This window comes from Citrobacter sedlakii (assembly GCF_018128425.1).
In the GTDB taxonomy this organism is placed as follows: domain Bacteria; phylum Pseudomonadota; class Gammaproteobacteria; order Enterobacterales; family Enterobacteriaceae; genus Citrobacter_A; species Citrobacter_A sedlakii.
Genome location: NZ_CP071070.1, coordinates 2,819,930 through 2,832,138, shown reverse-complemented (window position 1 = coordinate 2,832,138; position 12,209 = coordinate 2,819,930). Strand labels below are relative to the sequence as shown.

Here is a 12,209-nt window from a genome sequence, read left to right as displayed (position 1 = left end):
TACATAAGGTTAGGTAAACGCCTGTCAGCCTTTCTATAATAGGAAAAAGCCCCGGATGTGCGGGCATGTCGTATAGCAACCAGGGGGCAAGGGATGTTGCTTAATCAATTTGGTGGTCGTCGGCTTTCGGCATTCAGTTTGTGCCTGGCTGTAACATTCGCTCCACACTTCAATGTTCAGGCTGATGAGCCTGAGGTTATCGCTGGCGGCAGTCCTGTCGTCGCCAATGAACAAAGTCTCGCCCAGCCGCAGGCGCAGTCCGCCGCAACGGCTGTGATGGCGGGTCTCCAGCCCCTTCCTGAAGGCGCGGCGGAGAAAGCGCGCGCGGAGCTTCAGTCCCGGTTGCCTGCGGGGTACACCCCTGTCTATATGAATCAACTGGAATTGCTGTATGCGGCGCGTGATATGCGGCCGATGTGGGAGAATCGTGATGCGGTGAAAGCCTTCCAGCAGCAACTGGCTGAGGTGGCGATCGCGGGCTTCCAGCCACAGTTCACCCACTGGGTGGCGCTACTCACCGATCCGTCCGTCAGCGGATTAACGCGCGATGTCGTTCTGTCTGACGCGATGATGGGGTACCTGCACTTTATTGCCAATATTCCGGTCAAAGGCAACCGCTGGCTCTACAGCAGCAAGCCGTACGCAATGACGACGCCGCCGCTGTCGGTGATTAACCAGTGGCAGGTCGCGCTGGATAACGGTCAACTGCCTGCTTTTATCGCCGGGCTGGCGCCGCAACACCCGCAATACGCGTCGATGCATGCGTCGCTGCTGGAGTTGGTCGGCGATTCCCGTCCATGGCCGCAGTTGACCGGGAAAGCGACGCTGCGTCCGGGACAGTGGAGTAATGATGTTCCGGCGCTGCGCGAAATCCTCCAGCGTACCGGGATGCTGGAAGGAGGACCGAAGATCGCGCTACCCGGCGATGAAACGCCATCAGAGGCAGTGGTCAGTCCGTCAGCCGTCGCCGTTGACGCACCTGACGCGAAGTCCTCGCCGCAGAGCGCGCCGCGCAGCAAGCCAGCGCCAGCCGTACGCGCGGCTTATGATAAAGAGCTTGTCGCGGCGGTCAAACGCTTCCAGACCTGGCAGGGACTGGGCGCGGACGGGGCGATTGGTCCTGCGACCCGCGACTGGCTGAACGTCACCCCGGCACAGCGCGCAGGGGTGCTGGCATTGAACATCCAGCGTCTGCGCTTACTTCCGGCTGACCTGTCGACGGGGATCATGGTTAATATCCCGGCCTACTCGTTGGTCTATTATCAGAACGGCAACCAGGTGCTGGCGTCGAGGGTTATCGTAGGGCGTCCCGATCGTAAAACGCCGATGATGAGCAGCGCTCTGAATAATGTGGTGGTCAACCCGCCGTGGAATGTCCCGCCGACGCTGGCGAGAAAAGACATCCTGCCGAAGGTCTGGAATGACCCGGGCTATCTGGAACGTCACGGCTATACGGTGATGCGCGGCTGGAACAGCAGGGAGGCGATTGATCCGTGGCAGGTCGACTGGTCCACCATTACGCCGTCGAATCTGCCGTTTCGTTTCCAGCAGGCGCCCGGCGCGCATAACTCGCTGGGACGGTATAAATTTAACATGCCCAGTTCAGATGCTATTTATTTGCATGATACGCCGAACCATAATCTGTTCAAACGGGACTCCCGGGCGTTAAGCTCCGGCTGCGTACGCGTAAACAAGGCCTCTGAGCTTGCCAATATGCTGCTACAGGATGCTGGCTGGAATAATACCCGCATCTCTGACGCTCTGAAGCAGGGGAATACCCGCTACGTCAATATTCGCCAGACGATTCCGGTCAATCTTTATTATCTGACCGCGTTCGTGGGAGCTGATGGACGAACGGAATATCGCACAGATATTTACAATTATGACCAGATAGCGCGATCCAGCGCACAAATTGTGGCAAAAGCGGAACAATTAATCAGGTAAATGAAGAAGTTCTGATAAATCTGTTGTCGTAATATTTGGCAGTCACGGGGCCAGCCGGCCAGAAGCCCCGCCACTGCTGGGCTTGGGCCATCTTGACGGCGGCTTTTTTGCCAGTTAAGGTGCCCTTCGTGCGCTAAAGCATATTGTTGATGACCTTTTACCTGTAGACCTTATTACCATGGACAATTTTGACGCTAATCGCCGCAAACTGCTGGCGTTAGGTGGTGCTGCCCTGGGAGCTGCCATCTTGCCCGTGCCTGCGTTTGCCACTCTCTCTACCCCGCGTCCGCGTATTTTGACTCTCAATAATCTTCATACCGGTGAGTCAATCAAAGCGGAATTTTTTGATGGCAGAGCTTACATTCAGGATGAATTAGCCAAACTTAACCATTTTTTCCGCGACTACCGCGCAAACAAGGTGAAGTCCATCGATCCAGGACTGTTTGACCAGCTTTTCCGCCTGCAAGGGCTACTCGGCTCCCGTAAACCCGTCCAGTTGATTTCCGGTTATCGTTCGCTCGATACCAATAATGAATTGCGCGCCCACAGTCGTGGAGTCGCTAAAAAAAGCTACCACACCAAAGGCCAGGCAATGGATTTCCATATTGAAGGCGTTTCGTTAAGCAATATTCGCAAAGCCGCGTTATCTATGCGCGCTGGTGGTGTAGGATACTACCCACGCAGTAACTTTGTGCATATTGACACCGGTCCCGTACGGCACTGGTGATTAACGAAACAGGGGAAGTATGAACTATCGTATTATTCCGGTCACCGCGTTCTCCCAGAACTGTTCCTTGATCTGGTGTGAGCAAACCCGTCTGGCAGCGCTGGTCGATCCTGGTGGCGATGCCGGGAAAATCAAACAGGAAGTGGACGCCAGCGGCGTAACGCTGATGCAGATCCTGCTCACTCACGGTCATCTCGATCACGTGGGAGCGGCGGCAGAACTGGCGCAGCACTACGGCGTCCCGATTATCGGTCCGGAAAAAGAAGATCAGTTCTGGCTTGAGGGACTGCCTGCCCAGAGTCGCATGTTCGGCCTCGACGAGTGTCAGCCTTTGACGCCTGACCGCTGGTTGAATGAAGGAGAGACTGTCAGCGTAGGGAATGTGACTTTACAGGTGTTACATTGCCCGGGCCACACGCCAGGACACATCGTCTTTTTTGATAAATCATCTCAGTTGCTCATATCCGGGGACGTGATTTTCAAAGGCGGGGTGGGGCGCAGCGATTTTCCACGCGGTGACCATAGTCAGTTAATTGACTCCATTAAGCGTAAGCTGCTGCCGTTAGGCGATGAGGTGACCTTTATTCCGGGGCATGGGCCGCTGTCGACGCTGGGGTACGAACGTCTGCATAATCCTTTCCTCCAGGATGAAATGCCTGTCTGGTAACGGTATGTAGCCAGGCATTCAATGCGCTCCAGACCGGTGCCACGCGCCAGTAAAAAAGCCCGCTGTTTCAGCGGGCTTTCTGTTTTCCGGGTCGCTTACAGAACCGCGACGATGGCTTCGCACAGCGGCGCCATGTTGTCTGGCGTCATTCCGGCAACGTTAACCCGACCGGAGGCGACGGCGTAAACACCGAACTCCTCGCGCAGACGCAGCACCTGTTCCTTGGTCAGGCCGCTGAAGGAGAACATGCCGTTCTGCTTAATAATGAAGCTGAAATCTCGGTTTGCCCCTTTTTCCTGCAGGGTATTCACGAACAGCAGACGCATGCGCTGAATGCGCTGACGCATGTCGGTCAGTTCTTGCTCCCAAATCGCGCGCAGCGCGTCGTTGCTCAGAATGGTGGCGACAACGGAAGCGCCGTGGGCTGGCGGGTTAGAGTAGTTGGCGCGAATGACAGACTTCATCTGGCTGAACGCGCGATCAACGGTTTCCGCATCGGCGGCGACCAACGTACAGGCGCCCACGCGTTCGTTGTACAGACCAAAGTTCTTTGAGTAGGAGCTGGCAACAATTAGCTCCTTATGCAGCGCGGCGAAAGCGCGCAGCCCTTCAGCGTCCTCTTCCAGACCACGGGCAAATCCCTGGTATGCGAAGTCAAACAGCGGCAGCCAGCCTTTATCGACAGAAAGCTGAGCCAGCGTTTGCCACTGCTCAAGCGTCGGATCAATGCCGGTTGGGTTGTGGCAGCAGCCGTGGAACAGCACCACATCGCCTGCCTGGGCTTCGCTGAGGCTGTTCAGCAGCGCGTCGAAGTCGAGCGCATGGTTTTCTGCGTCGTAATACGCATACTCACGGACTTCAAGACCCGCAGAGCCAAAGACGCTCTTATGGTTCGGCCAGCTCGGGTTGCTCACCCATACGCGTTTTACCGCCGTGTTTTTCGCCAGGAAGTCTGCCGCGACGCGTAGCGCCCCGGTGCCGCCTGGTGTTTGCGCCGTCCGCGCGCGCTTGTCGTTAATCAGCGCGCTGCCTTTCCCGAACAGCAGCTCCTGGGTGCAACGGCCAAATTCCGGAATACCGTCAATGCCGAGGTAGTTTTTTGTTGTTTCATTTTCGAGTAAATACTGCTCGGCTTTTTTAACGCTGGTCAGCACCGGCGTTTTGCCAGTTTCATCTTTATAGACACCGATCCCGAGGTTAATTTTCCCAGGGCGGTCATCAGCACGAAACAGATCGGCCAGGCCCAGAATAGGGTCGGCAGGGGCGGCGGTAATGTTCTCAAACATGACGAGGTTCCATTGTGGTTACAGAAGGGAATTCCGCTATCAGGTTAACGGGAGATTTACAAAATGCCAACCGTTAGACGTGAAAACTCTCAAGGTTTTGTGAAGTCGCGAGATTCCGCTGACAGGCATAAAAAAACAGGACCGAAGTCCTGTTTTTGAGGCATTTAACAAAGGGGTCTGCTATTAGAACTGGTAAACAATACCGACTGCGACGGTGTTGTCGGAGCCTACGCCCAGTTTGTTGTCAGAATCAATCTGGTTGATGATGTAGTCAACGTAGGTGGACATGTTTTTGTTGAAGTAGTAAGTGGCGCCAACTTCCACGTAGTTCACCAGATCTTCATTACCAATACCTTCTACGTCTTTCGCTTTAGATTTGGTGTAGGCGATGGACGGACGCAGACCAAAGTCGAACTGGTACTGCGCGACTAACAGGATGTCCTGGGTTTTGTTAGCAAAACCGCCGCTAATTGGCGTTGCGTTACGGGTTTCACCGTAGTTTGCCGCCAGATAGAGGTTGTTCGCATCATATTTCAGACCGGTTGCCCACTGCTCAGCTTTATCACCCTGGCCACGCAGAGCCGGGTTAGTCTGCGCATTGGTACGATCGGCGGAGCCGTAAGCACCGACGATGCCGAAGCCTTCGAACTCATAGCTCAGAGAGCCACCCCAGCCGTCGCCGTTTGAACGACGCACGTCGCTGAAGTTGTTGTCATCGCCGTCAACCTCATAGGTGCTTGCGCGCTCATTTTTGCCCAGGTACTGAACGCCGAAGTTCAGGCCTTCAACCAGACCAAAGAAGTTGGAGTTACGGTAAGTCGCAACGCCGCCCACGCGACCCACAAAGAAGTTATCGCTGTAGGCGGTATCGCCGCCAAATTCAGGCAGCATATCGGTGTAGCCCAGCGCATCGTAAACGATACCGTAGTTACGACCATAGTCGAAGGAGCCCGCGTCGCCGAATTTCAGACCCGCGAACGCCAGACGGGTTTTGTTGCCGCTCTGCGCGTCAGAACCCCCTTCAGAGTTGTTACCCTGGAATTGATACTCCCACTGACCGTAACCGGTCAGTTGGTCATTAATCTGTGTTTCCCCTTTGAAACCAAGACGGGCATAGGTCTGGTCGCCATCGCCACCGTAGCTGTTCTCACCGTTGCCTTTAGAAAAATAATGCAGACCTACCGCTTTACCGTACAGATCCAGTTTGTTGCCGTCTTTGTTATAGACTTCTGCAGCGTTTGCCGCACCGGCAGCCAGCAGGGCAGGGATCACCACTGCCAGAATATTGCGCTTCATCATTATTTATTACCCTCATTGGTTTTTTTATGACACCTGCCACTGCCGCCAATAATTTCTGTAAAAAAAAATTTACGGAACTATTGATGAGAGTTTGGTGTCTTTATGTGTCTGACAGGCATCTTTCCATTCAAACCAGCGTTCCGCTACCGTCAAAGTGCTACAAATATAAAGATTTAGTTTCAAAAAGAAAAAATATGTAACTATATATTTCATTTTTGGAACTTTGTGAACGATATCAAGTTTCGAACTTGTTTCCGCTTCAAATATCGTCAGTCATATCTATATATATGATTTTCTTATCTTTAATTCAGATAAGTGTAAAAAATTGTACAGAAAATCGGCACCTTTGTTTTCGCGTATGCCGTGTTGTAGCCGTCTGGAATGCTGTGCAATTGTTTAAAAAAAGTACTAATGGATGAGAATAAACTAATCCGTAGTGATATCAGGGATTTTGGTTTGTACGAAATATGACGCTGAAATATGACGTAACAGGACGGAAGGGGAAGTCGGTTGATCTTTACATTGCTGCCAAATTATTCACAGAAACTGACAGTTGATATCATAAAAAGGCCAGCAGCGCTGGCCTTTTGACGTCGAGATTAGAAACTCGCGTTGCGCGGTGTGCGTGGGAACGGGATCACGTCACGTACGTTCTGCACCCCGGTGACGTAGGCGATCAGACGTTCGAAGCCGAGGCCAAAGCCAGAATGCGGAACCGTACCGTAGCGACGCAGATCGCGATACCACCAGTAATCTTCTTTATTCAGGCCCATTTCCAGCATTCGGGCATCCAGCACATCCAGACGTTCTTCACGCTGGGAGCCACCGATAATCTCGCCAATGCCCGGCGCCAGTACATCCATCGCGGCAACGGTTTTCCCGTCGTCGTTAAGGCGCATATAGAACGCTTTAATGTCCTTCGGATAGTTTTTCACCACGACCGGCGCTTTAAAGTGCTCTTCCGCCAGATAACGCTCATGCTCTGAGGAGAGATCGACGCCCCAGTACACCGGGTTCTCAAATTTCTTACCGCAGTTTTCCAGGATCGTGACCGCATCGGTGTAGTCCACCTGGGCGAAGTCAGCTTCAATGAAGCGTTCCAGACGTGAAATCGCTTCTTTGTCTACGCGCTCCGCGAAGAACTTCATGTCGTCCGCACGTTCAGTCAGCACTGCATTGAAGGCATATTTCAGCATGGCTTCCGCCAGTCCGGCGACATCGTTCAGGTTAGCAAACGCGACTTCCGGCTCCAGCATCCAAAATTCAGCCAGGTGACGGCTGGTGTTGGAATTTTCGGCACGGAAGGTCGGGCCGAAGGTGTAGATCTTCGACAGTGCGCAGGCGTAAGTTTCGCCATTCAACTGGCCGGATACGGTCAGGAATGACTCTTTACCAAAGAAGTCTTTATCGAAATCGACTTTACCCTGCTCGTTACGCGGCAGGTTTTCCAGATCCAGCGTCGACACACGGAACATTTCGCCCGCGCCTTCGGTATCGGACGCGGTAATAAGGGGAGTGGACACCCAGAAGAAGCCCTGTTCGTCGAAGAAACGATGCAGCGCCTGCGCGAGGGTATGGCGAACGCGGGCGACCGCGCCAATCATGTTGGTGCGCGGACGCAGATGCGCCACTTCACGCAGGTATTCAATGCTGTGGCGTTTCGCCGCCATCGGGTAGGTGTCCGGATCTTCCACCCAACCGGTGACTTCCACGTTCGTCGCCTGAATCTCGAAACTTTGCCCTTGTCCCGGTGAGGCCACTACCTTACCCGTAACGATAACCGAGCAACCGGTGGTCAGACGCAGCACTTCTTCATTGTAATTGGGCAGAGAATGATTAATGACGGCCTGTACAGGATCAAAGCAGGAACCGTCATAAACGGCGAGGAAGGAGATGCCAGCTTTTGAATCTCGGCGGGTACGTACCCATCCGCGCACGGTGACTTCGCTGTCAACGTCTACGCGGCCCTGGAGTACGTCGGCTACAGGCACAACGCTCATAATATTCTCTCTGTTAGTAGTCCAATATAAAAACACGTCCCCGAAACGGGGGAATACCTATGTTACCTGGCATCTGCCATCAGACAAGCAGAATTCGTTAGCAAAGAAGAAGATTTCGGAAATAAACGTGAAAAGGGAGCCGTAGCGGCTCCCTTAAGCTGTTAACTGGCTTTTTTGATATGCGGTAAATCGAAGGCTTTGCGCAACGCGCGAACAAACGCTTTGTCGTGACAAATGGTTTTGCCTGGGCTGTCGGACAGCTTGGCAACGGGCTTGCCGTTACACTCCACCAGCTTGATAACAATGTTCAGCGGCTTAACCTGCGGAATATCGCAGGTCAGGCGCGTACCGATGCCGAAGCTCAGCCGCACCCGTGAAGAGAAGTGGCGATACAGATCGACCGCTTTGCGCAGATCGAGATTATCAGAAAAGACCAGGGTTTTACTCTGCGGGTCGATGCCCAGTTTTTCATAGTGGGCGATAGCTTTCTCACCCCATTCCACCGGATCGCCGGAGTCATGCCGCAACCCCTGATAACGACTGGCGAACTCGACGCCGAAGTCGCGTAAAAACGCATCCATGGTAATACAGTCGGTCAGGGCGATCCCCAACTGGTCAGGGTATTCATGCAACCACGCTGCGAGCGCCGCACGCTGACTGGTCGCCAGTTCCGGGCTGATTTGCTGATGCGCCTGAAACCATTCGTGGGCCTGGGTTCCCATCGGCGTCAGGGAGAGACGACGAGCGAGATCGTAGTTGCTGGTGCCGACAAACCACGGCTCCTGCTGCAGGCGCTGGACAATGGCCTGCTGCACTTCGCGGGAAAAACGGCGGCGGGTGCCGAAATCCATCAGGTGGAAGTGAGACATATCGAGATCGGCGGTTAACGCAGAGAAATCGACAAGTTTACTTTCGAGCGTATCAAGCGCCTGAGAGACGCCCGCTTCCGGAGAACGATAACGATGCACCAGCTCGCTTATCACCGCCAGCAGGGGAACTTCCCACATGATGACTTCACGCCACGGGCCGGTTAAGCGGATATTGAGCTTACCGTTATCATTGCTGACCGAGACCTGCTCCGGGTTATAGCGAAAATCGCGCAACCAGTTCAGGTAATCCGCTTTGAAGAAAGGCAGTCCAGAGAGCCACTGATGCTCATCTTCCTGAAGGCGAAGATGCTGCATGGCGTTGACCTGCTCGCGAATGGCGTCAGCATAAATACCCAGCAGATCGTCGCCACGGCAACGAAATTCCGCCGCTACCTGCACATCATAGTAGTGGTGATATACGGCTTGCTGCATATGCAACTTATAAGCGTCTGTATCCAGCAACGAGTGCAGAACAGAAGAAGCGAATTGTGTCATAGGTGCGCAGTAGCATCCTCTCACGGGAGCGTTTAGTACAATAAACAACTAAGAAAACCGCTGGAGTATACCTTGTTTAGCGATTTATTGAACCCCGATCACACCATAAGCTGACTTTCGGGTCGAGTGCATTTCGTGCCTCGTGTTATAAAAATGTAGCAACAAGAGGCTTTGTGCCTGAAAAGATGAACATTCTGCGTAGCGCGATTTGCGCAACAGGAATAGACTGGAGTCGAGACTCTATAAAAGATGCGAAAGGTTTTTTTATGACACAACAGCCACAAGCCAAATACCGCCACGACTACCGTGCGCCGGATTACCAGATTACTGATATTGACTTGACCTTTGACCTGGATGCTGAAAAAACCCTGGTCACGGCAGTGAGCCAGGCTGTTCGTCATGGCGCATCCGATGCCCCGCTTAAACTCGATGGCGAAGCGCTGACGCTGATCTCCGTCCATGTTAACGATGAACCGTGGACGGACTATAAAGAAGACGAGGGCCAACTGGTCCTCAGCAATTTGCCCGAGCGTTTTACCCTGCGCATTGTTAATGCGATCAGCCCCGCGGCAAATACCGCGCTGGAAGGGCTGTACCAGTCCGGCGACGCGCTGTGTACCCAGTGCGAAGCGGAAGGCTTTCGCCATATCACCTGGTATCTCGACAGACCAGACGTGCTGGCGCGCTTTACCACCAAAATTATCGCCGATAAAGCCAAATATCCGTTCCTGCTGTCTAACGGCAACCGCATTGCAGAGGGCGACCTGGATAACGGTCGCCACTGGGTTCAGTGGCAGGATCCGTTCCCGAAACCGTGCTACCTGTTTGCGCTGGTGGCTGGCGATTTCGACGTGCTGCGCGATACGTTTACCACCCGTTCAGGCCGGGAAGTGGCGCTGGAATTGTACGTTGACCGCGGCAATCTGGACCGCGCGCCATGGGCGATGACCTCGCTGCAAAACTCCATGAAGTGGGACGAAGAGCGCTTTGGTCTGGAATACGATCTCGACATTTATATGATTGTCGCCGTCGACTTCTTTAATATGGGCGCGATGGAGAACAAAGGCCTCAACATCTTTAACTCCAAATACGTGCTGGCGCGAACCGACACCGCCACCGACAAAGACTACCTCGATATTGAACGGGTGATCGGTCATGAATATTTCCACAACTGGACCGGTAACCGCGTCACCTGCCGCGACTGGTTCCAGTTGAGCCTGAAAGAAGGCTTAACCGTGTTCCGTGACCAGGAGTTCAGCTCCGATCTCGGTTCCCGCGCGGTGAATCGCATTAGTAACGTGCGTACGATGCGTGGGTTACAGTTTGCGGAGGACGCCAGTCCGATGGCGCACCCCATCCGCCCGGACAAAGTCATCGAGATGAATAACTTCTATACCCTGACGGTTTATGAAAAGGGGGCGGAAGTGATCCGTATGATCCACACGCTGCTGGGAGAAGAAAACTTCCAGAAGGGAATGCAGCTCTATTTTGAGCGCCATGACGGCAGCGCCGCTACCTGCGACGATTTTGTCCAGGCGATGGAGGACGCGTCCAATATCGATCTCTCCCATTTCCGTCGCTGGTACAGCCAGTCCGGCACCCCGATTGTGACGGTTAAAGATGACTACAATCCGGAAACCGAGCAGTACACGCTGACCATCAGCCAGCGCACGCCACCTACGCCGGATCAGGCGGAAAAACTGCCGCTGCACATCCCGTTTGCCATTGAATTGTATGACAACGAAGGCAAAGTGATCCCACTGCGCAAGGGGGGCCATCCGGTGAATCCGGTGCTCAACGTCACGCAGGCGGAACAAACGTTTGTTTTTGATAACGTCTATTTCCAGCCCGTTCCGGCGCTGCTGTGCGAGTTTTCCGCGCCAGTGAAACTGGAATATAAATGGAGCGATCAGCAACTGACCTTCCTGATGCGTCACGCGCGTAACGACTTTTCGCGCTGGGATGCGGCGCAGAGTCTGCTGGCGACCTGGATCAAGCTGAACGTCGCGCGCGTTCAGCAGGGGCAACCGCTCTCGCTGCCGGTGCATGTTGCCGACGCTTTCCGCGCGGTGCTGCTGGATGAGACGATTGATCCGGCGCTGGCGGCGGAAATTTTGACGCTGCCTTCTGCAAATGAAATGGCTGAACTGTTTGAGATTATCGACCCGCTGGCGATTGCCCAGGTACGCGAAGCCCTGACCCGGACGCTGGCGACAGAACTGGCGGATGAATTCCTCGCGATCTATAACGCGAATCATCTGGACACGTATCGTGTGGAGCACGGGGATATCGGTAAGCGCACCTTGCGCAATACCTGCCTGCGTTTCCTCGCCTTTGGCGAAACGCAGCTTGCCGATACGCTGGTGAGCAAGCAATACCATACAGCCAACAATATGACCGATGCGCTGGCCGCGCTCTCTGCGGCGGTGGCCGCACAGCTACCGTGCCGCGACGCGCTGATGCAGGAGTATGATGATAAGTGGCATCAGGATGGTCTGGTGATGGATAAATGGTTTATCCTGCAATCCACCAGCCCTGCGGAAAATGTGCTGGAAACGGTGCGCGGCTTGCTGAAGCACCGTTCGTTCAGTATGAGCAACCCGAACCGCGTGCGTTCGCTGATTGGCGCCTTCGCAGGCAGTAATCCGGCGGCTTTCCACGCCGAGGACGGCAGTGGCTACCAGTTCCTGGTTGACATGTTAACCGAGCTGAACAGCCGTAACCCGCAGGTGGCGTCGCGGCTGATAGAACCGCTGATTCGTCTGAAGCGTTATGACCTGCCGCGCCAGGAAAAAATGCGCGCCGCGCTTGAACAGTTAAAAGGGCTGGAGAATCTGTCCGGCGATCTGTTCGAGAAGATCGCGAAAGCGCTTGCCTGATGCGTCGACCTGCCGTTTCTTAGGGACGATAAATAATCAGCGC

At 54.1% G+C, this 12,209-nt stretch carries 8 protein-coding genes; 4 read left to right on the top strand and 4 right to left on the bottom strand.

Features of this window, described 5'->3' with window-relative positions; all coding sequences use genetic code 11:
* Positions 1–93: 93 nt before the first annotated feature.
* From ldtD to JY391_RS13565, 3 genes are all read left to right on the top strand, one after another.
* Positions 94–1,944 (top strand): L,D-transpeptidase, encoded by a 1,851-nt coding sequence (gene ldtD / locus JY391_RS13575; RefSeq protein WP_211934459.1) that lies wholly within the window; start codon positions 94–96, stop codon positions 1,942–1,944.
* Between the two features lie 178 nt (positions 1,945–2,122).
* Positions 2,123–2,671, top strand: a complete 549-nt coding sequence (mepK, locus tag JY391_RS13570) for a peptidoglycan L,D-endopeptidase MepK (protein WP_042288084.1) — start codon at positions 2,123–2,125, stop codon at positions 2,669–2,671.
* A 19-nt stretch (positions 2,672–2,690) separates the two neighbouring features.
* The gene (locus JY391_RS13565) at positions 2,691–3,338 is read left to right on the top strand and encodes an MBL fold metallo-hydrolase (protein WP_060569543.1); all 648 of its coding nucleotides are present in this window, start codon (positions 2,691–2,693) and stop codon (positions 3,336–3,338) included.
* 95 nt (positions 3,339–3,433) lie between these two features.
* Here JY391_RS13565 and aspC read toward each other — a convergent pair whose 3' ends face one another.
* The 4 genes from aspC to pncB form a co-directional block, all read right to left on the bottom strand.
* Positions 3,434–4,624 carry an aspartate transaminase gene (aspC, locus tag JY391_RS13560; RefSeq protein WP_060569544.1) on the bottom strand — a complete coding sequence of 397 codons (1,191 nt, stop codon included), beginning with the start codon at positions 4,622–4,624 and terminating at the stop codon, positions 3,434–3,436.
* Positions 4,625–4,807: 183 nt separating this feature from the next.
* Positions 4,808–5,923: a porin OmpF gene (ompF, locus tag JY391_RS13555; protein ID WP_309568840.1), complete on the bottom strand. Its 1,116-nt coding sequence runs from the start codon at positions 5,921–5,923 to the stop codon at positions 4,808–4,810.
* Between the two features lie 599 nt (positions 5,924–6,522).
* Positions 6,523–7,923 (bottom strand): asparagine--tRNA ligase, encoded by a 1,401-nt coding sequence (gene asnS, locus JY391_RS13550; protein WP_042288071.1) that lies wholly within the window; start codon positions 7,921–7,923, stop codon positions 6,523–6,525.
* A gap of 161 nt (positions 7,924–8,084) precedes the next feature.
* Positions 8,085–9,287: a nicotinate phosphoribosyltransferase gene (pncB, locus tag JY391_RS13545; RefSeq protein WP_042288068.1), complete on the bottom strand. Its 1,203-nt coding sequence runs from the start codon at positions 9,285–9,287 to the stop codon at positions 8,085–8,087.
* Positions 9,288–9,553: 266 nt separating this feature from the next.
* Here pncB and pepN point away from each other — a divergent pair, with 266 nt between their 5' ends.
* Positions 9,554–12,166, top strand: a complete 2,613-nt coding sequence (pepN, locus tag JY391_RS13540) for an aminopeptidase N (protein WP_211934458.1) — start codon at positions 9,554–9,556, stop codon at positions 12,164–12,166.
* Positions 12,167–12,209 lie beyond the last annotated feature (43 nt).